Source organism: Streptomyces sp. NBC_01314, assembly GCF_041435215.1.
Taxonomy (GTDB): domain Bacteria; phylum Actinomycetota; class Actinomycetes; order Streptomycetales; family Streptomycetaceae; genus Streptomyces.
The window spans coordinates 6,930,544-6,955,930 of record NZ_CP108394.1; the positions used below are offsets into that span (position 1 = coordinate 6,930,544).

General features: G+C 70.1%; 20 protein-coding genes and 1 other RNA gene. 14 read left to right on the top strand and 7 right to left on the bottom strand.

The annotated features are described in order from the left end of the window. Positions 1-254 precede the first annotated feature (254 nt). The 5 genes from OG622_RS30635 (at position 255) to OG622_RS30655 (ending at position 6,630) form a co-directional block, all read left to right on the top strand. Positions 255-1,988 carry a protein kinase gene (locus tag OG622_RS30635; protein ID WP_371579843.1) on the top strand — a complete coding sequence of 578 codons (1,734 nt, stop codon included), beginning with the start codon at positions 255-257 and terminating at the stop codon, positions 1,986-1,988. A 391-nt stretch (positions 1,989-2,379) separates the two neighbouring features. After that, on the top strand, positions 2,380-3,612 hold the full coding sequence (locus OG622_RS30640; protein WP_371579844.1) for a serine/threonine-protein kinase: 1,233 nt from the start codon (positions 2,380-2,382) through the stop codon (positions 3,610-3,612). 97 nt (positions 3,613-3,709) lie between these two features. After that, positions 3,710-4,246, top strand: coding sequence for a hypothetical protein (locus tag OG622_RS30645; RefSeq protein ID WP_371579845.1), 537 nt, complete (start codon positions 3,710-3,712; stop codon positions 4,244-4,246). Between the two features lie 129 nt (positions 4,247-4,375). Further along, a complete protein-coding gene (prfB, locus tag OG622_RS30650) occupies positions 4,376-5,482 on the top strand; it encodes a peptide chain release factor 2 (protein WP_371579846.1) in 1,107 nt (368 codons plus the stop codon). Positions 5,483-5,793: 311 nt separating this feature from the next. Further along, the gene (locus tag OG622_RS30655; protein ID WP_371579847.1) at positions 5,794-6,630 is read left to right on the top strand and encodes a hypothetical protein; all 837 of its coding nucleotides are present in this window, start codon (positions 5,794-5,796) and stop codon (positions 6,628-6,630) included. An 81-nt stretch (positions 6,631-6,711) separates the two neighbouring features. Here OG622_RS30655 and OG622_RS30660 read toward each other — a convergent pair whose 3' ends face one another. Continuing rightward, a complete protein-coding gene (locus OG622_RS30660; RefSeq protein ID WP_371579848.1) occupies positions 6,712-6,903 on the bottom strand; it encodes a hypothetical protein in 192 nt (63 codons plus the stop codon). A gap of 241 nt (positions 6,904-7,144) precedes the next feature. Here OG622_RS30660 and ftsE point away from each other — a divergent pair, with 241 nt between their 5' ends. The 5 genes from ftsE to ssrA all read left to right on the top strand — a co-directional run bounded on the left by ftsE (position 7,145) and on the right by ssrA (position 11,266). Continuing rightward, the gene (gene ftsE, locus OG622_RS30665) at positions 7,145-7,834 is read left to right on the top strand and encodes a cell division ATP-binding protein FtsE (protein ID WP_371579849.1); all 690 of its coding nucleotides are present in this window, start codon (positions 7,145-7,147) and stop codon (positions 7,832-7,834) included. A gap of 34 nt (positions 7,835-7,868) precedes the next feature. Next, positions 7,869-8,786: a permease-like cell division protein FtsX gene (gene ftsX, locus OG622_RS30670; protein WP_371579850.1), complete on the top strand. Its 918-nt coding sequence runs from the start codon at positions 7,869-7,871 to the stop codon at positions 8,784-8,786. A gap of 67 nt (positions 8,787-8,853) precedes the next feature. Further along, positions 8,854-10,053, top strand: a complete 1,200-nt coding sequence (locus tag OG622_RS30675; protein ID WP_371579851.1) for a S41 family peptidase — start codon at positions 8,854-8,856, stop codon at positions 10,051-10,053. Between the two features lie 134 nt (positions 10,054-10,187). After that, on the top strand, positions 10,188-10,730 hold the full coding sequence (smpB, locus tag OG622_RS30680) for an SsrA-binding protein SmpB (protein ID WP_371584278.1): 543 nt from the start codon (positions 10,188-10,190) through the stop codon (positions 10,728-10,730). Positions 10,731-10,870: 140 nt separating this feature from the next. After that, positions 10,871-11,266: a transfer-messenger RNA gene (ssrA, locus tag OG622_RS30685) on the top strand. Between the two features lie 56 nt (positions 11,267-11,322). Here ssrA and OG622_RS30690 read toward each other — a convergent pair. The 6 genes from OG622_RS30690 to OG622_RS30715 all read right to left on the bottom strand — a co-directional run bounded on the left by OG622_RS30690 (position 11,323) and on the right by OG622_RS30715 (position 19,257). Further along, entirely contained in the window at positions 11,323-12,336 is a 1,014-nt protein-coding gene (locus OG622_RS30690) for a LacI family DNA-binding transcriptional regulator (protein ID WP_371579852.1), read from the bottom strand. Next, positions 12,333-14,618 carry an alpha-xylosidase gene (yicI, locus tag OG622_RS30695; protein ID WP_371579853.1) on the bottom strand — a complete coding sequence of 762 codons (2,286 nt, stop codon included), beginning with the start codon at positions 14,616-14,618 and terminating at the stop codon, positions 12,333-12,335. The genes OG622_RS30690 and yicI overlap by 4 nt, the downstream gene beginning before the upstream one ends. 39 nt (positions 14,619-14,657) lie before the next feature. Further along, positions 14,658-15,479 carry a carbohydrate ABC transporter permease gene (locus tag OG622_RS30700; RefSeq protein WP_371579854.1) on the bottom strand — a complete coding sequence of 274 codons (822 nt, stop codon included), beginning with the start codon at positions 15,477-15,479 and terminating at the stop codon, positions 14,658-14,660. After that, complete coding sequence (locus OG622_RS30705; protein ID WP_371579855.1) at positions 15,476-16,447, bottom strand: carbohydrate ABC transporter permease; 972 nt, start codon at positions 16,445-16,447, stop codon at positions 15,476-15,478. The genes OG622_RS30700 and OG622_RS30705 overlap by 4 nt, the downstream gene beginning before the upstream one ends. Continuing rightward, a complete protein-coding gene (locus OG622_RS30710) occupies positions 16,444-17,742 on the bottom strand; it encodes an extracellular solute-binding protein (protein ID WP_371579856.1) in 1,299 nt (432 codons plus the stop codon). Before OG622_RS30710 ends, OG622_RS30705 begins: the two co-directional genes overlap by 4 nt. Positions 17,743-17,886: 144 nt before the next feature. Continuing rightward, a complete protein-coding gene (locus OG622_RS30715; RefSeq protein ID WP_371579857.1) occupies positions 17,887-19,257 on the bottom strand; it encodes an MFS transporter in 1,371 nt (456 codons plus the stop codon). A gap of 83 nt (positions 19,258-19,340) precedes the next feature. Here OG622_RS30715 and OG622_RS30720 point away from each other — a divergent pair, with 83 nt between their 5' ends. The 4 genes from OG622_RS30720 (at position 19,341) to OG622_RS30735 (ending at position 25,254) form a co-directional block, all read left to right on the top strand. Further along, positions 19,341-20,315 (top strand): LysR family transcriptional regulator, encoded by a 975-nt coding sequence (locus tag OG622_RS30720; RefSeq protein WP_371579858.1) that lies wholly within the window; start codon positions 19,341-19,343, stop codon positions 20,313-20,315. Between the two features lie 525 nt (positions 20,316-20,840). After that, the gene (locus tag OG622_RS30725; RefSeq protein ID WP_371579859.1) at positions 20,841-21,620 is read left to right on the top strand and encodes a hypothetical protein; all 780 of its coding nucleotides are present in this window, start codon (positions 20,841-20,843) and stop codon (positions 21,618-21,620) included. Continuing rightward, on the top strand, positions 21,620-24,076 hold the full coding sequence (locus tag OG622_RS30730) for a glycosyltransferase (RefSeq protein ID WP_371579860.1): 2,457 nt from the start codon (positions 21,620-21,622) through the stop codon (positions 24,074-24,076). The genes OG622_RS30725 and OG622_RS30730 overlap by 1 nt, the downstream gene beginning before the upstream one ends. Next, complete coding sequence (locus tag OG622_RS30735; RefSeq protein WP_371579861.1) at positions 24,073-25,254, top strand: acyltransferase; 1,182 nt, start codon at positions 24,073-24,075, stop codon at positions 25,252-25,254. The genes OG622_RS30730 and OG622_RS30735 overlap by 4 nt, the downstream gene beginning before the upstream one ends. The last annotated feature ends 133 nt before the right edge of the window (positions 25,255-25,387 follow it).

Consider the following 25,387-nt stretch of genomic DNA (forward strand, 5'->3'; position numbering starts at 1 on the left):
TACGTCCGTGTCCGGCAACCAACCGCCCACGGGTGAGCGTCTTTCCATCGAACGCACACGGGTACCCGTACGTACTCGCGGACACGGACACCGGCAGGCAGCACACAGCATGTCGGAACAAGTCGCAGCGAAACGGGCGGGAAGAGTCAGGAAGACGACAGCCCGGTACCGCGGACGGCCGCACTACAGTGGGTCGGAACGTCCGCGGGACTCCAGGGCGTGACCAGGCAAGCAAGCAACAGGGAGCGCATGACGTGCGGCCGGTAGGGAGCAAGTACCTCCTTGAGGAGCCGATTGGGCGCGGCGCCACAGGCACCGTCTGGCGCGCACGCCAGCGGGAGACCGCGGGGGCCGAGGCGGCCGTGCCCGGACACCCCGGCGAGACCGTGGCGATCAAGGTCCTCAAGGAGGAGCTCGCGAGCGACGCGGACATCGTGATGCGGTTCCTGCGGGAGCGCTCCGTGCTGCTCCGGCTCACCCACCCCAACATCGTGCGGGTGCGGGACCTCGTCGTCGAGGGTGATCTGCTCGCCCTGGTCATGGACCTGATCGAGGGTCCCGACCTGCACCGGTACCTCCGTGAGAACGGCCCGTTCACACCCGTCGGCGCGGCCCTGCTCACCGCCCAGGTCGCCGACGCGCTCGCCGTGAGCCACGCCGACGGCGTCGTCCACCGCGACCTCAAGCCCGCCAACGTGCTGCTCAAGCAGGACGGCGGCCAGATGCACCCGATGCTGACCGACTTCGGCATCGCCCGCCTGGCCGACTCCCCGGGCCTGACCCGGACCAGCGAGTTCGTCGGCACGCCCGCGTACGTCGCCCCCGAGTCCGCCGAGGGTCAGCCGCAGACCTCCGCCGTCGACATCTACGGCGCCGGCATCCTGATGTACGAACTGGTCACCGGGCGCCCGCCGTTCAACGGCCAGTCCGCGCTCGAAGTGCTGCACCAGCACCTCAGCGCCGAGCCGCGCCGCCCGTCCACCGTCCCCGACCCGCTGTGGACGGTCATCGAGCGCTGCCTGCGCAAGAACCCCCGCGAGAGGCCCAGCGCGGTCAACCTCGCCCGCGCGCTCCGCATCGTCGCCGAGGGCGTCGGCGTGCACGCGAACTCCATGCAGATCGCCGCCGCCGACGGCGTGGGCCACATCCTCGCCCCCGACCCGGCCCCGGCGCAGGTCCCGGGCGCGGCCCCGGACCCGTTCGGCTCGGCCGACGCGACGCAGGTGCTGCCGCACGGCGCCGGCTCGTACGACCCGAACGGCGCGACGAGCGTGCTCCCGCACACCTCGGGCCCCGCGGGCTCGGGTGACCCCACGACCGTGCTCCCGCACACGTCCGGCGCCGACCCGACGTCCGTCATGCCGCCGGTGCCGTCGCACGACCCCGGCGGTCAGCCGCCCGAGGAGCCGCACCCCTGGCAGAACCAGCTCCGCGCGGCCCGCGACCGCAACGAGCAGACCCAGGTCCAGTACCTCGACCCCGGCGAGGACCCGCTGCGCCGCCGCCCCCAGCGGCAGGCCAACCGCCAGCAGCAGCCCCAGCAGCCCCAGCAGCCCCAGCGACCCCAGCAGCAGCCGCCGCGCCGCCAGCAGCGCGGGCCTCAGGGCGGCCCCGGCCCCGGGTACGGCCACCCGCAGCAGCAGCCGTACGCTCCCGCGCCCACCCCACAGCCGCAGCGTCAACAGCCCCAGCGGTACGCGCCCGCTCCGCAGCCCCAGCAGCCCGCTCCGCGGCCCCAGCGTGAGCCCCGGCCGCCGCGGGAGCCGCGTCAGCGCAGCGCCAACCCGATGCGGATCCCGGGCCTCGGCTGCCTCAAGGGATGCTTCTTCATGATCGTCCTCTTCATCGTCGGAGGCTGGCTGATCTGGGAGTTCACCCCCCTCCAGGGGTGGATCGGCACCGGCCAGAGCTGGTGGGGCCAGCTCACCGACTGGGCCGGCGATGTGGGCAAGTGGTTCCGCGAACTGGACAACGGCACGGGCAAGTGACGCGGGCCCGGGGGCCGAACCCCGGGCAATGACCTGGGCCTGATCCGACCCCGGCCTGGACCCCGACCCCGACCCCGACCCCGGCCTGGACCCCGCCCCGGCCTGGACCCCGACCCCGACCCCGACCCCGGCCTGGACCTCGGCTTCGGCCTCGGCGACGGTTGTGAGCGGCTGCGGGCCGGTCGGTGGGGGCTGGTCACGCTCTTCCCCGCGCCCTTGAAGGGGCGCAGTCACCCACGGCCTTGGCATGCCCGCGTGGTGCGGTTGGTGGTGTCTCGTCGCCAGGGTTGGGGATTTGTCGATATCTGAGGGGTGATTTCCGCCTGGGCGGTGAAGGTTGGGGTCCGGGGCGCGTAGCTTTGTCGCCAACACGCGGCCTGTAGGAGCAGTCTTGGGACGGAAGATCGGAAGCCGGTACACCGCGAACCAGATTCTGGGACGGGGCAGCGCCGGCACGGTGTGGCTGGGTGAGGGCCCGGAGGGTCCCGTCGCGATCAAGCTGCTGCGCGAGGACCTCTCGTCCGACCAGGAACTCGTCAGTCGTTTCGTCCAGGAGCGCACCGCGCTGCTGGGCCTCGACCACCCGAACGTGGTCTCCGTACGCGAACTCGTCGTCGACGGCAACGACCTCGCCCTCGTCATGGGCCTCGTCCGGGGCACCGACCTGCGCACCCGTCTCGACCGGGAGCGGCGCATGGCCCCCGAGGCGGCGGTGGCCATAGTGGCCGACATCGCGGACGGCCTGGCGGCGGCGCACGCGGCCGGGGTCGTCCACCGGGACGTGAAGCCGGAGAACGTGCTGCTGGACATGCAGGGCCCGCTGGGTCCGGGCGGCGCGCATCCGGCCCTCCTGACCGACTTCGGCGTCGCCAAGCTGATCGATTCGCCTCGCCGTACCCGCGCCACGAAGATCATCGGCACTCCGGACTATCTCGCCCCCGAGATCGTCGAGGGCCTGCCGCCCCGTGCCGCCGTGGACATCTACGCCCTCGCGACCGTGCTGTACGAGCTGCTGGCCGGCTTCACGCCGTTCGGCGGCGGCCACCCCGGCGCGGTGCTGCGCCGCCATGTCACCGAGACGGTCGTCCCGCTGCCCGGCATCCCCGAGGAGCTGTGGCAGCTGCTCGTGCAGTGTCTGGCGAAGGCGCCGGCCTCGCGGCTGCGGGCGTCGGAGCTGGGGGCGCGGCTGCGGGAGCAGTTGCCGCTTCTGGCCGGGATGCCACCGCTGGACGTCGACGAGCCCGGGGCGGAGACGGAGGAGCCGGCCGAGGAGCAGACCGTGCCGGTGGCGCCCAGGGAGCGGGTGCGGCGAGGGGCCGTACCGCTGGTCCCCGGGGCGAAGCCGGACTCCAACCGGGACACGCACACGTCGATGAGGGTGCCCGGGCCGGACGAGCTGGCGGGCGGGGCCCGGGGGACGGCGCGGGTGCCCAGGGCCCCGGGGGCGCCCCGGCCGGGCTCGGCCCGCCGTCGGGCGATGGCCCGCCGCCGACGGATCACCCTCGGAGCCGCGGCGGTCGCGCTGGTGGTCGCGGCGGGTGTGGGCACCTGGGCGGCGACATCGGGAGGCGACTCGGGCGGCGGGTCCCCGGACATGAAGAACTCCACGCCGGCATCGCCGTGACGTACCGGCATCGCCGCGATGTGAAACGACGTCGTATGGTTCGCCGCTCGATAGTCACGTCCGTGTCCGGCGGAGGCCGCTAGTGGCAACGCGAACCGTGGCAACGCGAGCCGGCGCCGCACTCAAGGGCGCACTCGTCCTCGCCGCGATCGTCTCGGTGGGCTCCTGCGGTTCCTCGGAACCGCGGGGGTCCGCCCCCGGGACGGACAGTGCCTCGGCGGGCTGCGAGATCCATGACACCACCCAGCAGGTCGCCGACCGCTTCTCCGCGCTGGGCAAGGTCATCACCACCGAGTGGTGCGCGATGGACCTCGCGGGCGGCTCGTCCCGCGCCCCCGGCCCGAGCGACATCAGAATGGTCGGCTACTTCGAGACCACGGCCGAGGACATGAAGGCCGTCCTCGACGCCCCTGACAGGACGTTCGAGAAGGCCGAGCCCGAGGACATTCCTGATGCCCTCAGCGCTTCGACGTCCGAGAAAACCGAGTGGCTGACCAGCCCCGATGCGAATGAGGAGATCACGGCCGGCCTGTACACCGCGACGTTCCATTTCGACCGCGCTTCCAACAAGATCCTCTTCGACACCGTCAACCCGACCAGAACCGAGGACGAGGGGGTAGTGGTCGGAGGGTGAGGGACGAGGTGGGGCCTGAGCGACCAGCCCCCACCCACCCGTAAGCGAACAACCGCACGAACGCCGGCTGCCGCCCCGAGCCGAGGGCGCCCCACCATGGTCACCCGGCGGAGCCGTTAGGCTGGGGGCGTGGCAGTCGTCGATGTATCCGAAGAGCTGAAGTCCCTCTCCTCGACCATGGAGTCGATCGAGGCCGTTTTGGACCTCGACAAGTTGAGGGCAGACATCGCCGTGCTCGAGGAGCAGGCAGCCGCGCCGTCCCTGTGGGACAACCCGGACGAGGCGCAGAAGATCACCAGCAAGCTCTCCCACCTCCAGGCCGAGGTCAGGAAGGCGGAGGCGCTGCGCGGTCGCATCGACGACCTCAGTGTCCTCTTCGAGATGGCCGAGGAGGAGGACGACCCGGACACCCTCGCCGAGGCCGAGTCGGAGCTGACCTCCGTCCGCAAGGCGCTGGACGAGATGGAGGTCCGCACGCTCCTGTCCGGCGAGTACGACTCCCGCGAGGCCCTCGTCAACATCCGCGCCGAGGCCGGTGGCGTCGACGCCGCCGACTTCGCCGAGAAGCTGCAGCGGATGTACCTGCGCTGGGCGGAGCAGAAGGGCTTCAAGACCGAGGTGTACGAGACCTCGTACGCGGAGGAGGCGGGCATCAAGTCCACCACCTTCGCCGTGCAGGTGCCGTACGCCTACGGCACGCTCTCCGTCGAGCAGGGCACACACCGGCTCGTCCGTATCTCGCCGTTCGACAACCAGGGGCGGCGCCAGACCTCCTTCGCCGGTGTCGAGATCCTGCCCGTGGTCGAGACGACGGACCACATCGAGATCGACGAGACCGAGCTGCGGGTGGACGTCTACCGGTCGTCCGGGCCCGGCGGCCAGGGCGTCAACACCACCGACTCCGCGGTACGGCTGACCCACCTTCCCACCGGCATCGTCGTCTCCTGCCAGAACGAGCGGTCGCAGATCCAGAACAAGGCGTCCGCGATGAACGTTCTCCAGGCGAAGCTCCTCGACCGGCGCCGGCAGGAGGAGCAGGCCAAGATGGACGCCCTCAAGGGCGACGGTGGCAACTCCTGGGGCAACCAGATGCGTTCGTACGTCCTGCACCCGTACCAGATGGTCAAGGACCTCCGCACCGAGCACGAAGTCGGCAACCCCGAGGCCGTGTTCAATGGCGAGATCGACGGCTTCCTGGAGGCCGGAATTCGCTGGCGCAAGCAGCGGGAGAAGTAGGGCGGCCGAACTCAGCGCTTTGTCGACAAGGCAACTGTCTTCCATCGGGAGGCAGTTGCCTTGTCTGCGTGGGGATGTCTGGGTCTTACGTCACACTCACATGTTGTTGACGAGGTCAAAAGCGGTGAACGGGACATCGCGTACGCAACGACCTTGACGTTGCTGGGAAAACTGGGAATGGTGGCGTATGGCATGCGCATTACTGGGGCGCATGTGAACCGGGGGACTTCGACCCAACCGACTGCTCCCGTTGATCGCGGCCCCGGGCGCTCTGCTCCATTCACTGATGAGCTACTGGGGGTAGCAGCCATATGACGAAGAAGACACGGATCCGCGTTGCGCGCATAGCCGCGGGTGCCGTGATCGCCGCCGGCGCGTCACTGACCGCCGCGGGTGCCGCTTCCGCGCTGGACCTCGGCGTCGGGGTCGGTGTCAGCACCGACGACGGCGGTTCGGTCGAAGCCGATGTCTCGGTCCAGACCGGCAACGACACCGAGGGCACCAGCATCGGCGTGACCGAGGGTGCCACGACCACCGGTGAGACCACGGGTGAAACCACCGGTGAGACCACTGGCGAGACCACGGGTGAGACCACCACGTCTGGTGAGACCACGACGACCAGCACGTCTGGTGAGACCACCACGACGAGCACGTCTGGTGAGACCACCACGACCAGCACGTCTGGTGAGACCACCACGACGAGCACGTCTGGTGAGACCACCACGACCGGTAACGCCAACAGCACCGGTAACGGCAACAGCACCGGTAACGCCAACAGCACCGGTAACGCCAACAGCACCGGCAATGGCAACAGCACCGGCAACGCCAACAGCACCGGTAGCGCCAACAGCACCAGCACGACCGGTGATGCCAGCAGCACGGGCGGCAACAGCTCCACCGACGGCGGCTCCACCGGTGGTACAGAGCCCGACGGCGGCAACGACGAGTCCGTCCAGCAGGAGGGCTCCTCGGCCCTCACGGACACCGGCTCGGAGACCGAGGCCCAGGGTGTCGGCGGCGGCGAGCTGGCCGAGACCGGTGCCACCGAGACCGCGTTCCTGCTGGTCGGCGCCGCCACGATGATCGCCGGCGGTATCGGCTTCCGTCTGCTGCCGCGCCTGATGGTCGGCCGCGGCGCCGCCGCCTGATCGTTCGCGACCAGGCACGGCCACGACGTACGACGAAGGCCCGGGGCAGCCAGCCCCGGGCCTTCGTCGTACGTCGTCGCCCTATACCGTCTGGTGCGCCAGCAGCGCCACCGCCGCTATCAGGATCGCCAGCAGGGCGATCAGGGTCATGGGGCTCAGGCTCGCGAACGGGTTCTCCTGCTGGAGTCGCTCGCGGCTGGCCCGGCACACATGGCAGCGGCCCTCGGCGACGGGGGAAGCGCAGTTCGCGCACACCAACCGGTCGTACGTCATGCGCCTCGCCCTCCTTGCAATGGCCTCACACATACCTCAACGTTTCGTGGAACCGGACCGTTCCTCCACACCACTGTGCCAGGTTCCTCCGGAGGTTGCGCGGGGGCCTCGGAAAGGGCTGGGCGCCCCCTGTCGCGCCGCCGCGGGCCGGTGGGGGCTTGTCGGGCAGTTCCCCGCGCCTCTCGGCGGGCCGGGGACGGTACAGTCTCGTCATCCATTCCCGACGGCTTGTGGTGCATCCGTGATCCGATTCGACAACGTGTCCAAGGTCTACCCCAAGCAGACCCGCCCCGCACTCAGGGATGTGTCCCTGGAGGTCGAGAAGGGCGAGTTCGTGTTCCTCGTGGGGTCATCCGGCTCCGGGAAGTCCACTTTCCTGCGGCTGATCCTCCGGGAGGAGCGGTGCAGCCAGGGGCAGGTGCACGTCCTGGGCAAGGATCTCGCGCGCCTGTCCAACTGGAAGGTGCCGCAGATGCGCCGCCAGCTCGGGACGGTGTTCCAGGACTTCCGGCTGCTGCCGAGCAAGACGGTCGGAGAGAACGTCGCCTTCGCCCAGGAGGTCATCGGCAAGTCGCGCGGCGAGATCCGCAAGTCCGTGCCGCAGGTGCTGGAGCTGGTCGGCCTCGGTGGCAAGGAAGAGCGCATGCCCGGCGAGCTGTCCGGTGGTGAGCAGCAGCGCGTGGCCATCGCGCGGGCCTTCGTGAACCGGCCCAAGCTGCTGATCGCGGACGAGCCCACCGGCAACCTCGACCCGCAGACCTCCGTCGGCATCATGAAGCTGCTCGACCGGATCAACCGGACGGGCACCACCGTGGTGATGGCGACCCACGACCAGAACATCGTGGACCAGATGCGCAAGCGCGTCATCGAGCTGGAGAAGGGCCGTCTCGTCCGCGACCAGGCGCGCGGCGTCTACGGCTACCAGCACTGACCGCCCCAGTCCACGGAAAGGCATAGCGGAAGCCATGCGCGCCCAGTTCGTCCTGTCGGAGATCGGTGTCGGTCTCCGCCGCAACCTCACGATGACCTTCGCGGTCATCGTCTCCGTCGCCCTCTCCCTCGCCCTGTTCGGCGGATCGCTGCTGATGAGCGACCAGGTCGGCCAGATGAAGGGCTACTGGTACGACAAGGTCAACGTGTCGGTCTTCCTCTGCAACAAGAGCGACGCGGAGTCCGACCCCAACTGCGCCAAGGGCGCCGTCACGACCGAGCAGAAGAAGCAGATCAAGTCGGATCTGAACAAGATGGCGGTCGTCGAGAACGTCGAACACGAGTCGCAGGACGAGGCGTACAAGCACTACAAGGAGCAGTTCGGCGACTCGCCGCTGGCCAGCAGCCTCACGCCGGACCAGATGCAGGAGTCGTACCGCATCAAGCTGGAGGACCCGGAGAAGTACCAGGTCATCGCGAGCGCCTTCAACGGCCGTGACGGTGTGCAGTCGGTGCAGGACCAGAAGGGCATCCTGGACAACCTGTTCCGGCTCCTCGGTTATCTGAGCTGGGCGGCGCGCGGTGTCATGGCGGTCATGCTGATCGTGGCGCTGCTGCTGATCGTCAACACGGTGCGTGTCTCGGCGTTCAGCCGTCGTCGTGAGATCGGGATCATGCGGCTGGTGGGCGCCTCGGGCTTCTACATCCAGGCCCCGTTCATCATGGAGGCCGCGGTCGCGGGGATCATCGGCGGCACGGTCGCCTGTGCCTTCCTGCTCCTGGGGCAGTACTTCGTGATCGACAACGGAGTGTCACTGTCCACGAACCTGCCGTTGATCAATTTCGTCGGCTGGGACGCGGTCCTGGTCAAGCTGCCGCTCATCCTCACCGTGAGCTTCCTGATGCCGGCGCTGGCCGCGTTCGTCGCGCTGCGCAAGTACCTGAAGGTGTGACGCATGCCCCTGGGGCCGTACCGGCAAGGGCCGGTGCGGCCCTTCGCGTTGTCCTAGACTCGCCGACATGTCAGGCCGCGACCTGTTCTCACAGCCCCGCCGCGTCGGCCGCGGGGCCGCCCTGACATTGGTCTTCGCGAGCGTGCTCGCGGCGGGTGCCGCGACCGGCTCCTTCGACGATCCGGCCCGCGGGACGACGGCCGTCGCGAACCCCTCCCACTCCGCCCCGGCCGACAAGGAGCAGGACGTCGCCGACGCGGCCGCCGAGGCCATGGCCGAGGGCGAGTCCCCCGTGGAGGCCGCCGAGCGGGCCGTCAGCCGCAGCGGCGACCGGTGGGGCGCGGTCTACTCCGAGGGCGAGTACGAACAGTTCGAGGAGGCCCTCGACGGCGAGTACACCGGCGTCGGCCTCTGGGCCCGGCTGCGGCGCGACGGCCGTATCGAGGTGGCCCGGGTGCAGGACGGCTCGCCCGCGGCGGGCGCCGGGATCCGCGCGGGCGACCGGCTCGTCGGTGTCGACGGCGAGAAGGTCGACGGGCGTCCGGTGACCGAGGTCGTCTCCTTACTCCGCGGCGACGCGATCGGCGGGGGGGCCGGGAGCACCGACACCCCCAAGAGCGCGGCCGCCGGTACGAAGGTGTCGCTGGAGCTGCGGCGCGGCACCCGGACATGGCACGAGACCCTGCGCAGGGCCCGTCTCTCCACCGAGGACGTGACCGTGAGCCGCACCGCCGACGGGGTCAGCGTCATCACGGTCGACGCGTTCACCAAGGGCTCCGGCGATGTCGTACGAGCCGCCGTGGAGCAGTCCGCCGACGCGGCGGGCTTCGTCCTCGACCTCCGCGGCAACTCCGGCGGCCTGGTCTCCGAGGCGGTCACCGCCGCCTCCGCCTTCCTCGACGGCGGCCTCGTCGCCACGTACGACGTCAACGGCGAGCAGCAGGCCCTGCACGCCGAACCCGGCGGCGACACCACCAGACCCCTGGTCGCGCTCGTCGACGGCGGCACGATGAGCGCGGCCGAGCTGCTCACGGGGGCCCTGCAGGACCGGGGCCGCGCGGTGGTCGTGGGCTCCCGCACCTTCGGCAAGGGCTCGGTGCAGATGCCGAGCCGCCTCCCCGACGGCTCCGTCGCCGAACTGACCGTCGGCCACTACCGCACCCCCTCCGGCCGGGGCGTCGACGGCCGCGGCATCACGCCCGACCTGGACGCGGACGACGACGCCCTGCAGCGGGCCGAGACGGTGCTGAGCGGCCTCGGGCCGTAGCCGCCCCCGCCGCCCCGCCCGCCTCTCGCGTTCCTGTCGGCCCTCTCGCGTTCGCGCCGGCCGCCGCTCCCGTTAATCGGTTTCCCGTGGACCCCCTCCGTAGTGCGAAAATGGACGGCATCATGAGCAAGGGAATGTACGTACCGAAGGAGTCCCAGCCCAAGCAGGGCGGGACGGACACCAGGGGCCGGGACGGCGAGAAGGGCGGCAAGCGCAAGATCGTCGCCCAGAACAAGAAGGCCCGGCACGACTACGCGATCATCGACACCTTCGAGGCCGGGCTCGTGCTCACCGGTACCGAGGTCAAGTCGCTGCGCGAGGGCCGGACCTCGCTGGCCGACGGCTTCGTCCAGATCGACGGCGGGGAGGCGTGGCTGCACAACGCCCACATCCCCGAGTACCACCAAGGCAGCTGGACCAACCACTCCGCGCGCCGCAAGCGGAAGCTGCTGCTGCACCGGGAGGAGATCGACAAGCTGGAGTCCAAGGCGCAGGAGACGGGTCACACGATCGTGCCCCTCGCCCTGTACTTCAAGGACGGCCGGGCGAAGGCGGAGATCGCTCTCGCGCGCGGCAAGAAGGAGTTCGACAAGCGGCAGACGCTGCGGGAGCAGCAGGACCGGCGGGAGTCGGACCGCGCGATCGCGGCGGTGAAGCGGAAGCAGCGCGAGGCGTAGCCACCGGCCGACGGAGCCACGTAGCCACGGGGAATACGGTGGCATGTGCTCGCGTTGGTCACGTACGATGGTTCTGCACCTCACAGCGGGTGCGTACACCCTCCTCGGAGGGCCTCTTCGGAGGATTGAAAAAACAACATGGGGATGATCGGTTTCGACAGCGGATGTCGAAGCAGGGGAAGCGTGTCGAGGAAGCGGCCACGATCTCGTAAACCACAGGCCGAAACAAATAATCGCCAATTCAAACAGCGATTCTCCCAAGCAGTTCTCTCTCGCCGCCTGATCTCAGGTAGCGAAGCGACTGCTCCTTAAGGGAGTGTCAGCCCGGGAGTGTTCCCGACCCGGATCCTGGCATCAGCTAGGGGACTAAACCTTGATCCCGGTCACGGGGTGAAGAGGGAAATCTAACAGTGACTGAGCCCGTCGGCGACTTGTTCGCGTGATCGCCGGGGCTGAGAAAATCACAGCGAACTGCACACGGAGAAGCCCTGATTCCGCACCGTTGGACGCGGGTTCGATTCCCGCCATCTCCACAATTCCCATGTGGGCGAAAGCCCCGCTGCGACACCGCAGCGGGGCTTTCGTCATTTCCTCACCCCGTCACCCGGCGGGCCGTGCTCGCCCGGACGGTCAGGCGGGGTGGGAGCAGGGTGGACTCGGGTACGGGGGTGCCGGCCAGCTTCTCCATCAGGAGGGCGACCGCCTTCTCGCCCACTTCCGCCGCCGGGATGGCGATCGAGGTGAGGGGGACGCGGAGGTTCGCGGCGAGGTCGTCCGGGCACAGAGCGGTGACCGAGAGGTCGGCCGGGACACGGAGGCCGAGGTGTTCGAAAGCGTCGACGAGGGGTTCCAGGATCGCCTCGTTGTGGATGACGATGCCCGTGAGGGCCGGCTGTTCCCGCAGGAGACGCTCCGCCACCGCTCGGGCGGCCGCGGGGGTGGCCTCGCAGGGGTGGACCGTGGAGGACATGCCGTTGCGGGTGGCGGCCGAGGTGAAGCCCTGGACGACGCGCTGGGCGAAGGAGGTCTGGCGGACGTAGACCTCGGGCGGGGAGCCGATCAGACCCACCACGCGGTGCCCCAGACCGGCCAGATGCTCCACGCACAGCTCGCCCGCCGTCCTGAAGTCCAGGTCGATGCAGGTCAGTCCGGAGGGGTCGGCGGGGAAGCCGATCAGGACCGACGGGCGGTCCAGGGTGCGCAGCAACGGCAGCCTGGGGTCGTTGAGCTGGACGTCCATCACGATCAGCGCGTCCACCAGGGCCGTGTCCGCCACCCGCCGCAGGCCCTCCTCGCCCTCCTCCTGCGTCAACAGCAGTACGTCGTGGTCGTGTGCGCGGGCCGTCGTGACCGCGGAGACCGCGAACTGCATGACCACCGGCACATTGATCCCGGCCCGTAACGGCACCACCATCGCCAGCACGTTCGACTTGCTGCTGGCCAGGGCACGGGCGCCCGCGTGCGGACGGTAGCCCAGCTCGCGGATGGACGCCTCGACCCGCGCCCGCGTCTCCGCCGAGATCGGCCGCTTGCCGCTCAGGGCGTACGAGACGGTGCTGGGGGAGACGCCCGCGTGCCGGGCCACGTCCGTGATCTTCACCGTCACACCGGCCTCGTTCCCTCGGGATCCGACTCTCCGTCCAGGTCCATCGTCAGAAAGCCCGTGCCCGCCTCCGCCCGGACCTCCCGGTCGCCGGCCGCGAGACCCCACGGCGCCCTCGGGTCGCCGCACGACGCCCGCAGCACCTTGCCCTCCCGTACGACGGTGAAGGTCACGTCGCCCACCGGCACGGTGACCTGGGCCCCGTGTTCGAGGCCGTACGCGTGCAGCGTGACCCCGTCCGCGTGGTCGTAGTCCGGGCGGTCCGTCACAGCGCCGACCGGGACGACCGCGCCCGGACGGACCAGCAGCGGCACGCTCGTGAAGTCGTGGCGTTCGCTGACCCAGCGCGGGCCGGTGACCGTCCCCCCGGTCGGGAAGCGGGTCCAGGTGCCCTCGGGGACGTAGTACGTGACATCGCCCTCGTCGCTGAAGACGGGGGCCACGAGGAGGTCGGGGCCGAGCATGTACTGGCGTTCCAGATGCGCGCAGCCCGGATCGTCCGGGAACTCCAGCACCATCGCGCGCATCATCGGCACACCCTCGGTGTGGGCGGTGCGCGCGGCCTCGTAGAGGTAGGGCATCAGGCTGAGCTTCAGGCGGGTGAACTTTCTCAGGACGTCCACCGATTCGTCGTCGAAGAGCCACGGGACCCGGTACGACGACGAGCCGTGCAGACGGCTGTGGGAGGACAGGAGGCCGAAGGCGATCCACCGTTTGAACAGCGCGGGTGTCGGGGTGCCCTCGAAGCCGCCGATGTCATGGCTCCAGTACCCGAAGCCCGACAGCCCCAGCGACAGCCCGCCCCGCAGCGACTCGGCCATCGCCTCGTACGTCGACTCGCAGTCGCCGCCCCAGTGGACGGGGAAGCGCTGGCTGCCGACCGTCGCCGAGCGGGCGAAGAGCACCGCGTCACCCTCGCCCCGGTGTTTGCGCAGGACGTCGAAGACCGTGCGGTTGTAGAGGTAGGTGTAGTAGTTGTGCATCCGCTCCGGGTCGGTGCCGTCGGACCAGGTCACGTCCAGGGGCACCCGCTCGCCGAAGTCGGTCTTGAAGCAGTCGACGCCCTGGGCGAGGAGCGCCTCCAGCTTCGACGCGTACCACTCGCGGGCCGCCGGGCTGGTGAAGTCGACCAGGGCCATACCGGGCTGCCAGAGGTCCCACTGCCAGACGCTGCCGTCGGGTCGGCGGAGCAGATGGCCGAGCGCCTTGCCCTCCGCGAAGAGCGGGGAGCGCTGGGCGACGTACGGGTTGATCCACACGGAGATCCGCAGGCCCCGGCGTCCGAGGCGAGCCAGCATGCCCTCCGGGTCCGGGAAGACCCGGGGGTCCCACTCGAAGTCGCACCACTGGAACTCGCGCATCCAGAAACAGTCGAAGTGGAAGACGGAGAGGGGGAGCCGGCGCTCCCGCATGCCCTCGATGAAGGAGGTCACCGTCTCCTCGTCGTAGGAGGTGGTGAACGAGGTCGACAGCCACAGGCCGAACGACCAGGGAGGTGGGAGGGCGGGGCGGCCGGTGAGGGCCGTGTACTTGCGGAGGATCTCCTTCGGGGTCGGGCCGTAGATGACGTAGTACGTCAACTGCTGGGTCTCCGCGCTGAACTGGACCCTCGACACGACCTCCGAGGCGACCTCGAAGGACACCTTGCCGGGGTGGTCCACGAAGACGCCGTAGCCCGCGTCGGTGAGGTAGAACGGCACGTTCTTGTAGGCCTGTTCGGTGGCCGTGCCGCCGTCGGCGTTCCAGATGTCGACGACCTGCCCGTTCTTGACGAGCGGGCCGAAGCGTTCGCCGAGGCCGTACACCGAGGTGCCGACGCCCAGGTTGAGCTGTTCGCGGAGGTAGTGGGCGCCGGACGCCTCGTGCATGATGCCCATCGACTTGGGGCCGCTGGTGGTGAGGGTGCGGCCGTGGGCGAGGAAGTCGACGTGCCAGGGGCCGGTGCGGGACACACGGACCGACAGCTCACCGGCGGTGAGGGTGGCGTGCTCGTCGTCGTAGGAGGTGTGCGGGGTGAACTCCTCTGTCGTCAGCTCGAACTGGGGGCCGCGTGGCCGTTCGCCCTCGAAGTGGGTGAACGTGACGCCGATGACATCGGGCATCGGGGCATGGGCGCTGATCGTCACGACCGGTCCCTTCAGCAGGTCGCCGCGGTGGCGGATGGGCTGGGTCGGGGCGTGGACCTCCAGGGCGCCGCCGTCCGTGGCGGTGACGTCGAGGACCTCGACCGGGTGGGCCGCCGTGACGCCCTCGCGGAGCAGCCAGTAGCCGTCGGTGAACTTCATGTGGGGGGTATCTCCTTACGTCACGGCCTGCCGCACGGCCTACTTCACGGCTCCCACGGCGATGCCGCGGGTGAGTGTGCGCTGGAAGAGGAGGAAGAACACGAGGGCGGGGAGCAGGCCGAGCAGGGCCGCCGCGTTGGTCATCGTGGCGTCCATCAGGCGCTGGCCCTGGAGGACGCCCAGGGCCACGGACACGGTCTGGTTGTCGTTGGAGATCAGCATGACGAGGGGGAGCAGGAACTCGTTCCAGGTCCAGATGAAGAAGAAGACCAGGAGCACACCGAGGGTGGGACGGCTCACGGGGACGACGATCCGCCACAGGATCTGCCACTTGTTCGCGCCGTCGATCCGGGCCGCCTCGACGATCTCGCGCGGGAACCGGCCGAGCACCGAGGCGAGGAGGTAGGTGCCGAAGGCCGCCTGGACGACCGTGAAGACGATGACCACGCTGAGGCGGGTGTCGTAGAGGCCCGCTTCCTTGGAGAGGAAGTAGACCGGATAGACCAGCGCCTCCTGCGGCAGCATGTTCGCCAGCACGAAGAAGGCCAGGATCCAGGTACGGCCCCGCAGCCGGCCGATGCCGATCGCGTACGCGTTGAGCACGGACAGGACGACGGCCAGCACCGCCACCGAGCCGCTGATCAGTACGGAGTTGAACAGCTTCTGGCTGTAGTCGACCCTCTCCCAGAAGTCCTTCAGCCCGTCGAGATAGAGGCCGTCGGGGAGGCTGAGCGGGCCGCTCCGCGCGTACTCCGCCGGGGACTTCACCGCGTTCACGGCCACGACCAGAAACGGGATGATCATGAAGAGGGCGGCGACGCAGAGGGCCACGAGGACCGGATAGCGGCGGACTGCGGTCATACGCGGGTTTCCTCCTCGGCGTCCTCGGCGCGTGTCTGGAGCTTCAGGCCGACCAGGGCCAGGGCGAGGACGATCACGGTCAGGACGGTGGAGATCGCGGCGCCGTAGCCGACCTGGGTCTTCTCGAAGAACGTGGTGAAGGAGAAGTAGGAGGGCACGTCGGTGGCGCCGCCGGGGCCGCCCTTCGTCAGGACGTACACCGCGCCGAACACCTTGAGCGCGGCGATCGTGCACCACAGCAGGACGACATGGATCTCGGGCCGGATCTGCGGCAGCGTGATGTGCAGGAAGCGCCGCCACCAGCCGGCGCCGTCCAGCTCGGCGGCCTCGTACAGCGCAGGGTCGACGCGCTGCAGCCCCGCCATGAAGACGACCAGCGGGAAGCCGAGCTGCACCCACACCATCACGGCCATGACGGTGTAGAGGGCGAGGTCCGGGTCGCCGAGCCAGTCCTGCTGCCATCCGCTCAGCCCGACCGCCTTCAGCAGCTCGTTCAGGGAGCCGTTCTCGGGGGCGAGGATCCAGCTCCAGACGATGCCCGCCACGGCGATCGGCAGCACCTGGGGGAGGTAGAAGCAGGCGCGCAGCACGGCGGCGACCCGGCCGCCGAAGTGCTTGCCGACGAAGTCGAACAGGGCGGCGGCCAGGACCAGCCCGAGCGCGGTCGGGACGGCGGCCATCGCGACCACCATGAACAGGCTGTGCCGGAACGACGCCCAGAACGCTGAGTCGTTCAGCAGCTCCCGGTAGTTGGCGAGGCCGGACCACTCCGGACTGCCGACGCCCTGCCAGTCGGTGAAGCTCACCCCCGTGTTCATCAGGAACGGAACGATGACGACGGCGAAGAACGCGAGGGCGCCGGGGAGGAGGAACAGCGCGTAGGAGTCCCGGGTGCTTCGGGGGTGGTGCGTGCGGCCGGTGCGTCCCTCCTTGCCGACCGCCGCCGCTCGCTCCACGGTCGCGGTCACTGCTCCGGTACGTCCTTCTCGTAAGCCTTCCCGATCGCGTCCAGGTACGCGTCCGGGTCCGCGTCGCCGGTGATCAGCTTCTGGGTCTCGGAGACGAGGACGTCGTAGAAGCCGGGGACCGGCCAGTCCGGATAGAAGGCCAGTCCGTCCTTCTCGGAGAGGGTGTTGAAGTCGGCGATCAGCTTTTTGGCCTGTGGGTCGGTGATGGCGGCGGGGTCCGCGGCCACCGGGACTCCGCCCTTGTCGCCGAGCAGGTTCTGGATCTTCTCCGACATGGTGATGTCGATGAAGTCGTAGGCGAGTTCCTTGTTCTCGGCGCCCTTGGGGACGACCCAGAGGTTGCCGCCGGAGCCGAGCGTGAGGTTTGTGTCGGGCCACAGGAAGGTGCCCCAGTCGAACGTGTTCTCCGCCTTGAACCGGCCGTACCACCAGCTCCCCGAGAACAGGATCGGCGTCTTGCCCCGGATGAAGGAGACGCCCGCGTCCTCGGACTTCGTCCCGGTCGACTTCTCGCTGATGTACCCCTTCTCCACCCAGTCGGCGAAGGTCTCCGCCCCGTACGTCCACGCGGCGTCATGGAAGTCGGCCTTGCCCTTGTACAGCTCGTAGGAGTCCACCCAGGCGCGGTCCGCCCTGCTCAGCGCCAGCTGGTACAGGTACTGCTGTGCCATGTACTCGGCGCCGGCGTTGGCGAGCGGGGTGATGCCCGCGTCGACGAACTCGTCCATGGCGGCGGTGAGTTCGGCCAGGGTGGTGGGTTCGGTGATGCCGTGCTTCTCGAAGAGTTCCTTGTTGTAGAAGACCATCGTGTACTCGGCGTAGTTCGGCACGCCGTACCACTTGCCGGAGCCCATCACGCCGTCGGCGTCGTACTGGCTGGTGGTGCGGACACCCGCGCTGAGCTTCTTGTCCCAGCCGCGCGCGCTCACCTCCGGAGTGAGGTCGGTGAGGAGTCCCTGCTTGGAGAGGAGCCCGGCGGTCGCGTTGCCCTTGTTGTACTCCATGAGGTCCGGCGCGTCGGAGGAGTTGAGGACCATCGGGGCGGTCTTCCGGATCTGTTCGAAACCCTTCTCCTCGAACTCGACCTCGACACCCGGGTGGGTCTTCTCGAACTCCTCGATCGCCGCGTTCCAGGCCACGCCCATCGCGCTGTCGGGGCCCTCGTAGTGCCAGAGGCGGAGGGTCCGGCCGTCGCCGCCACCGCCGCCGCTGCCCGAACCGCCGCAGGAGGCCAGCAGCAGGACTCCGCCGAGAGCAGCCGCAGCCGCCGCTGTACGCCTTCGTGCCGTCAACATCCTTTGCCTCCAGGGGAGTCGGATGGATCGTCGAAAGGTGTAGTCGAATCGCTTCGATGATTGGTGTCGAAGCGCTTCGACGGAAGGTAAGGGCGGGCTAAGGGCGCGTCAATGGGGCGGACGGGAATTCGTCCGATGTTCGGATCATCGAACGGTGGTGTGTGCGGTCGGGCGCCGCGCCGAGGCGATCAGGAGTGCCGAAGTCGCCGCGGCCACCGGTACCGCGAAGCCGGCCGTGCCGGTTCCCGGAGTGTGTTCCGCGACCCAGCCGCCCAGTGCCGACCCGCCCGCTATCCCGCCGAGCAGGCCGGTGACGGCGAGGGTCATGCCCTCGTTCAACTGGCCCTCGGGGGTGCGGTGCTGGACGAGCGACATGGCGGTGACCATCGTGGGGGCGGTGGCCATGCCGGCGAGGAGGAGGGCCGGGGCGAGGAGCGGAAGGGAGCCGGTGGTGGTGGCGCTGAGCCAGGGCAGGGTCATCAGGGCGGCCATCGCGGCCAGACACCGGCGGAACCGGCGCTCCGCGGGGCCCGTCACGCGCAGCGCCCCGTAGGCGAGCCCCGCCGCGCAGGAGCCGGCCGCCTGGAGCCCGAGGATCACGCCGGCCGCCGGGGCGTGGCCCCGGGCGTCCGCGTAGGCGATGGTGACGACCTCCAGGGAGCCGAAGACCGCGCCGATGGCGAGGAAGACGGCGAGGAGGGGCGGGATACCGGGGCTGCGGAGAGGGGACCTCGCGGTCGTCCGGCCGGTGGGGGGCGGTTCCGTGGTGCGCTGGGCGGCGAAGACCAGTACGCCCGTCATGCAGAGGACGCAGCCGACGAGGGTGCCGGCCTCGGGGAACAGGGTGGTGCAGAGGAAGGCCGCGATGACCGGCCCGAGCATGAAGCAGAGTTCGTCCGCGGCCTGTTCGAAGGAGTTGGCGGTGTGCAGGGCTGCCGGGTCGTCCTTGAGGAGGTGGGCCCAGCGGGCTCGGGACATGCCGCCCGTGTTGGGGACCGTGGCGGTGGCCGCGTAGGAGGCGAAGAGGGTCCAGTCGGGGGCGTTCCAGTGCGAGCAGGCGATCAGCGAGAGGTTGCCGAGGGAGGCGAGGGCGGTGGCGGGGACGGCGATCCTGGCCTGGCCGTGGCGGTCCACCAGGCGTGCGGTCCAGGGGGCGACCAGGGCGGTGGCGGCGAGGCCGGTGGCGACCACCGCGCCGGCCAGGGCGTAGGAGTCCCGGGAGGCGGCGATCATGAGGATCGCGCTGACGCTGAACATGCCCATGGGGAGGCGGGCGATGAGGTTGCCGGCGGTGAAGCGGAGAGTGCCGGGCTTTTGGAAGAGGGCGCGGTAAGAGGTGGGGGCGGTTGTGCGTCGGCGGGTGCGGGTTCGTCGTGGCTGGTCGCGCAGTTCTCCGCGCCCCTTTCGGGGCGCTGTCGTCGGGCGGCGGCGAGGGGCGAAGTCGGCTGCCACCAACGTGTCGGCGGTGACGGTCAGCAGGGGCGCGGAGGAGTGTTCGGTCGGTGGATGCGGCATGCGGCCACCGTCGCCCCGATCATGATCCACCGTCCAACACTTACTCCGTGGCCATTCACGCACCCCGGTTGTAAATTCGCCGGATGTCTGTCGCCCCCTATGCCATCGAGCCCCGGCTCCTTCGTGGCTTTCTCGCCGTCGCCGAAGAGCTGCACTTCACCCGGGCCGCCGCTCGCCTCTATGTCGCTCAGCAGGCCCTCAGCCGGGATGTCCGGCGGCTGGAGCGGGAGTTGGGGGTGGAGCTGTTTCTGCGGACGACTCGGCAGGTGGTGCTGACGGCGGACGGGGAGCGGCTGGTGCCTTATGCGCGGCGGGTGGTGGAGGCGCAGGAGGAGCTGGTGGCCGCGTTCCGGCAGGCGCGGCCCCTGTTGGTGGATCTGAACTCGCCGGGGTTGGCCACAGGGACGCGGGTGCTGCGCCGGGCCCGGGAGATCGTCCCGGAGCTGGAGTTGATGGCGCGGTACGAGAGCGGGCTGACCCATGCGGCGGCCGAGATCCTCGCGGGGCGGCTGGACGTGTCGTTCGGGAGGTTCGCGGGGCTCGAACCGGCGGTGCGGGCGCGGCTCGAACAGCAGCCGGTGCGGTACGAGCCGATGACCGTGATCCTGCCCGAGGACCACCGGCTGGCCGGGCTGGACGCCGTACCGCTGGCGGAACTCGCGGGCGAGCGGGTGTACGCGGGCGCCGGTAATCCCCGTACGCCGGAATGGACGGACCTGGCGCGGCGGCTGTTCGAGGGGCGGGGGATCGAGGTCGCGGCGCCTGCCCCGCTGGCCGTGGGGGAGGAGGAGTTCCGGCGGATCATGGCCAGGACGAGGTCGCCCGTGCTGGCGGTGGTGGACTTCCCGCCCATGCCGGGGACGGTGGCGCGGCGGCTCGTCGACCCCGTCCCGCTGTCGCCCGTCTCCCTGGTGTGGCGGAAGGGATTCGCGCATCCGGGGCTCGACGCGTTGCGGCGGGCCGCCGCCGAGTTGGCGGGGGCGGGATTATGGCTGTCGGATCCGGAGGGCGGGTGGATTCCGGTCACAGATGCACTCATCATGATGACCTTCACCTGATATCACACACGTGGACATCTCTCCCACCCCTACATTCGGGGCCCGGGTGTGTGTGATGGGCGGGGCGCCCCGGATCGGATGGGGGTCCGGTCCGGTACAGGAAAGTGCGACAGCCCGGCATCGAACACGCACCCGGAACGATCCCGTGGGGGGAAGTGCGTGCACGTCGAGAACTGGCCCAAGGGCATTCAGCCGAAGGGCTTTGAGCCGAAGCGGACCGATGGCGAAGTCGAAGGCCTCGGTCGAGGTCGTGGTGGTAGTGGCTCCGGGGGCGAGGTGGTCTGGCCCGAGGCGGCCGACAGAACCGGAGCGGTGTCCCGGACGGAGCGGGACCACGGAAGGGGGATCTCCGGGCAGGCGGGGATCTCCGGGCGGGCGGGCGCCGGAGTCGGGGTGCCTCGGCAGCCGACCTCTTCCGGGGACCTCGGGGTCTTTGGGGCCACGGGTGCGCCGGGACGGGCAGGTGTCGTCCCGGCGCCCTGGGAGCAGCCCGATCAGCCGGGCCGCAACCACGATCCGCACGAGGTGACCGTGCAACTCGACGGTGTGGGGCGCGAAGTGCACGAGGGACCGGGCAGGCACGCGGGCAGGGACGGGGACGCGGCTGGTACCGGTACCGGTCAGGACTCCGAAGGGCCGGTCTTCGTCGACGAGTCGGGCCGGCGCAGGAACCTGTACCGGCGGCTCGGTATCGCCGTCGGCACCGCCTGCGCGGCGTACGCCGTGGTCATCGTCGGCACGCTGGTGTCGGGCAACTCGGACGCGCCCTGGCTGCCGGTGCCGATGCAGAAGGACGACAAGCCGGCGGGCAAGGTGGACACACCTCCGCTGCCGGCCGAGTCGGACGAACGGTCCGACGAGGCGGACGGTTCTGTACCGGACTCGGGTCCGGGCGGGGGCCCTGCGGGAGCGACGTCCTCGCCCGCCGCCAAGTCCCCGACCGGTTCGTCGGGCAGGGCCAAGCAGCCGGAGAAGTCCGCCGGCGCCAAGCCGTCGGCCGGGCCCAGTGCCGGCGTGACGTCGAAGCCGAAGCCGAAGCCGAGCGTCGGCGTGAAGGACCCCGAGCCGTCCGCGTCCGAGCCGCCGAAGGTCGACCCCAGCCCCTCGGCCTCGCCCCCGCCCTCACCCTCGCCCTCCGAGACCGGCGCCCCCGACCCCGCTCCGGGCTCCGGCACGGACACCGTCGCCGACGGCCCGGCGTCCCCGGCGCCGGTCGAGCCGGCCCCGTCGACGCCGGAGAACTCGCAGAGCCCGCAGGAGCCGTCGAGCCCGCAGAGTCCGCAGAACCCGGAGAGCCCCGCCTGATGACCCGCTCCAAGCGCGGCGGCACGCCTTCGCGTGCCGCCAAGCGCCATACCCGCTCACCGCTTTCACCGAAGAGCCCCGAGGGCGGCACGGCCGACACGACGGCCGAGACCACGACCGAATTCACGGCCGAGACCACGACCGAATTCACGGCCGAGATCCCAGCGGAGAACATGGCCGGGACCGTGGCTGCGGGCACACCCGGGACCACGGCCGCCGGCGCGGCGAAGGGTTCCTCGAAGCGATCGCGGAAGGGCCCGCGCAAGGGCCCGCGCAAGAGCCCGCAGAAGCGTTTCGGGCGGCGGGTGCCGCTGCGTCATCTGCTGCCCTGTGTGCTGCTCCTCGCCCTGATGGCCATGCTGATGCTGCGCGGATACGTGCACAGCGAGATCCTCGCGGACCACCGGGTCGGGCCGCCGGTGTCGAACGACCGGGTGCCGAAGAAGATACTGAAGGGCGGGCCCGTGATCGACACCCGCTCGGGCCGCCTGCTCAGCCTCGACGTCCCCGAGCACGAGCTGGTCCTGACCTTCGACGACGGGCCGGACCCCGAGTGGACGCCCAAGGTCCTCGACGTGCTGAAGAAGCACGAGGCCAAGGCCGTTTTCTTCATCACCGGCACGATGGCCTCGCGCTACCCGGACCTGGTCCAGCGGATGGCCGACGAGGGCCACGAGATCGGCCTGCACACCTTCAACCACCCGGACCTCTCGCTCCAGTCCAAGGACCGCATCGACTGGGAGCTGTCGCAGAACCAGCTCGCGCTCGCGGGCGCCGCCGGCATCCGCACCTCGCTGTTCCGGCCGCCGTACTCCTCGTTCTCGGAGCAGATGGACAACCGGACCTGGCCGGTGACGCAGTACATCGGCAGCCGCGGGTACATCACCGTCGTCAGCGACACGGACAGCCAGGACTGGGCCCGGCCGGGCGTCGACGAGATCATCCGCCGGGCCACGCCCAAGGGCGACGACGGCGCCATCGTGCTGATGCACGACTCCGGCGGCGACCGCTCGCAGACCGTCGCCGCGCTGGACCGGTACATCGGCGGACTCCAGGTCAAGGGCTACAGGTTCGACACCCTGACCGGCGCCCTGAAGGCGCCCAGCGCGCACACCCCCGTCACGGGCCTCGGTCTGGTGAAGGGCAAGGTCTGGGTGACGCTGGTGCAGGTCTCGGAGAAGACGACGAGCGTCCTCGTGGTCGCCCTCGCGGTCGTCGGCGTCCTCGTCCTCGCCCGCTTCGGCCTGATGCTGATCCTGTCGATCGCCCACGCCCGCAAGGTCAGGAGACGCGGTTTCCGCTGGGGTCCGAACGGGCCCGTCACGGAACCGGTGTCGGTGCTCGTCCCGGCGTACAACGAGGCCAAGTGCATCGAGAAGACGGTCCGTTCGCTGGTGGCGAGCGACCACCCCATCGAGGTGCTGGTCATCGACGACGGCTCCAGCGACGGCACCGCCCACATCGTCGAGGAGCTGGGCAGGGATCTGCCGGGCGTCCGCGTCGTACGGCAGCTCAACGCGGGCAAGCCCGCCGCCCTCAACCGGGGCATCGCCAACGCCCGGCACGAGATCATCGTCATGATGGACGGCGACACGGTCTTCGAACAGTCCACCGTCCGTGAGCTGGTCCAGCCGTTCGCCGACCCCCGTGTCGGCGCGGTCGCGGGCAACGCCAAGGTCGGCAACCGCGACACCATGATCGGCGCCTGGCAGCACATCGAGTACGTGATGGGCTTCAACCTCGACCGCCGGATGTACGACATCCTGCGCTGCATGCCGACGATCCCCGGCGCGGTCGGGGCGTTCCGGCGTGAGGCCCTCGACCGCGTCGGCGGCATGAGCGAGGACACCCTCGCCGAGGACACCGACATCACCATGGCCATGCACCGCGACGGCTGGCACGTGGTGTACGCCGAGAACGCGCGGGCCTGGACCGAGGCCCCGGAATCCGTCCAGCAACTGTGGTCGCAGCGCTACCGCTGGTCGTACGGCACGATGCAGGCGATCTGGAAGCACCGGGGCGCGGTCTTCGACCGCGGCGCGTCGGGCCGCTTCGGGCGTGTGGGCCTGCCGCTGGTGTCGCTGTTCATGGTCGTGGCGCCCCTGCTGGCCCCGCTCATCGACGTGTTCCTGCTCTACGGGCTGATCTTCGGGCCGACGGAGAAGACGATCGGCGCCTGGCTGGGCGTCCTGGCCGTCCAGGTGGTGTGTGCCGCCTTGGCGTTCCGCCTCGACAAGGAGCGCATGACCCACCTGATCTCGCTCCCGCTCCAGCAGATCCTCTACCGCCAGCTCATGTACGTGGTGCTGCTGCAGTCGTGGATCACGGCGCTGATCGGCGGCCGGCTGCGCTGGCAGAAGCTGCGGCGGACGGGTGCCGTGGGGCTGCCCGGTGCGCCGCAGGAGCCGTCGCTGCCCCAGCAGCGGGCAGGCGGCGAGCGGAGGCCGGTCGGATGAGCACACTCACACAGGACTCCACCCCGCAGACCCCGTCGGCGCCACCCGCGCCCGGCCGGGACCGCTACTTCGACCTCCTCCGGGCCCTCGCCATCTTCCGGGTGGTGCTCTACCACCTCGCCGGCTGGAGCTGGCTGCCGCTCGTCTTCCCCTCCATGGGCGTGATGTTCGCGCTCGCCGGCAACCTCATGGCGCGCTCGCTCAAGCGCCCGGCCCTGGACGTCATCAGGGGCCGGCTCCGCCGGCTGCTGCCGCCGGTGTGGCTGCTGGGCGTCGTCGGCGTGACGGGGATGGTGGCCCAGGGCTGGGCGCCGGATCCGTACTGGCACCCCCTCTGGTGGTGGTTCCACCTCGCGTTCTGGATCCTCCCGGTCAGCGAGCCGCCGTACGCCGACGGCCTGCCCGGGGTGCACGGCTTCATCGGCGCCGACTGGGCCGTGGAACTGGCCGGGCCCCTCTGGTACGTCCGCACCTACATCTGGTTCGTCGTTCTCTCCCCGGTGCTGCTTCGCGCACTGCGGAAGGTGCCGGTGGTGACGGTCCTCGCGCCGATCGCCCTGGCGGCCGTGTTCGAGCTGGGCTGGCTGGTCGTCCCCGGCGAGCGGCTCGCCTCGGGGCTGACGGACTTCAGCACCTTCGGCGCCTGCTGGATCCTCGGCATGGCCCACCAGGAGGGCATCCTCAAGCGCCTCCCGAGGTACGTCGTGCCGTCCGTGGCCCCGGTGGTCGCCCTGGTCGGCCTCTGGTACGCCCTGCGCCACGACTACGGCGCCGACATCGACCTGGACGACATGCCGTTCGCCCAGTCCCTGTGGTCCGTCGCGGTGGTGGCGTTGCTGCTGCACTTCAGCCCGTCGTGGCCGCAGTGGCCGCCCCGGCTGCGCCGCTGGAACGGGGTGGTCACCTTCCTCAACTCCCGCGCGGTGACGATCTATCTCTGGCACACCACCTGCATCATGATCGCCGCGACCCAGTGGGACCGGCTGTGGGACGTGGTGTTCCTCGAACAGAACGCCCCGTGGCTGCTGGAGAGCGTCTGGCCCGTGCTGGTCCTGACCTGGCTGCTGGTCGTCGCTTGCGTCGTCGCGTTCGGCTGGGCGGAGGATCTGGCCGCCCGGCGCAGGCCGCGGTTGTGGCCGAGGAGTGGGGGCGGCGGGCGGAGTCCGCGAAGGTCGTGACGCGGTGCGGAGCTTGGGGACGGTCGGTCATGTATTGACCGCGTAACCAACCGGGATACGCACTTGCGTACGACTCGGCGGGTGGTGGATGTTGGGCTGGCTGGAGGCAGGCGTTCTCGCACTTCTTGCCTCG

Excerpts from the sequence above, each read along its gene's own strand:
- OG622_RS30655 (WP_371579847.1), top strand. The coding sequence starts at position 5,794 with ATGACGAAGAAGACACGGATCCGCGTTGCGCGCATAGCCGCGGGTGCC.
- OG622_RS30660 (WP_371579848.1), bottom strand. The coding sequence starts at position 6,903 with ATGACGTACGACCGGTTGGTGTGCGCGAACTGCGCTTCCCCCGTCGCC.
- ftsX (WP_371579850.1), top strand. The coding sequence starts at position 7,869 with ATGCGCGCCCAGTTCGTCCTGTCGGAGATCGGTGTCGGTCTCCGCCGC.
- OG622_RS30675 (WP_371579851.1), top strand. The coding sequence starts at position 8,854 with ATGTCAGGCCGCGACCTGTTCTCACAGCCCCGCCGCGTCGGCCGCGGG.
- smpB (WP_371584278.1), top strand. The coding sequence starts at position 10,188 with ATGTACGTACCGAAGGAGTCCCAGCCCAAGCAGGGCGGGACGGACACC.
- yicI (WP_371579853.1), bottom strand. The coding sequence starts at position 14,618 with ATGAAGTTCACCGACGGCTACTGGCTGCTCCGCGAGGGCGTCACGGCG.
- OG622_RS30700 (WP_371579854.1), bottom strand. The coding sequence starts at position 15,479 with ATGACCGCAGTCCGCCGCTATCCGGTCCTCGTGGCCCTCTGCGTCGCC.
- OG622_RS30710 (WP_371579856.1), bottom strand. The coding sequence starts at position 17,742 with ATGTTGACGGCACGAAGGCGTACAGCGGCGGCTGCGGCTGCTCTCGGC.
- OG622_RS30715 (WP_371579857.1), bottom strand. The coding sequence starts at position 19,257 with ATGCCGCATCCACCGACCGAACACTCCTCCGCGCCCCTGCTGACCGTC.
- OG622_RS30720 (WP_371579858.1), top strand. The coding sequence starts at position 19,341 with ATGTCTGTCGCCCCCTATGCCATCGAGCCCCGGCTCCTTCGTGGCTTT.
- OG622_RS30730 (WP_371579860.1), top strand. The coding sequence starts at position 21,620 with ATGACCCGCTCCAAGCGCGGCGGCACGCCTTCGCGTGCCGCCAAGCGC.
- OG622_RS30735 (WP_371579861.1), top strand. The coding sequence starts at position 24,073 with ATGAGCACACTCACACAGGACTCCACCCCGCAGACCCCGTCGGCGCCA.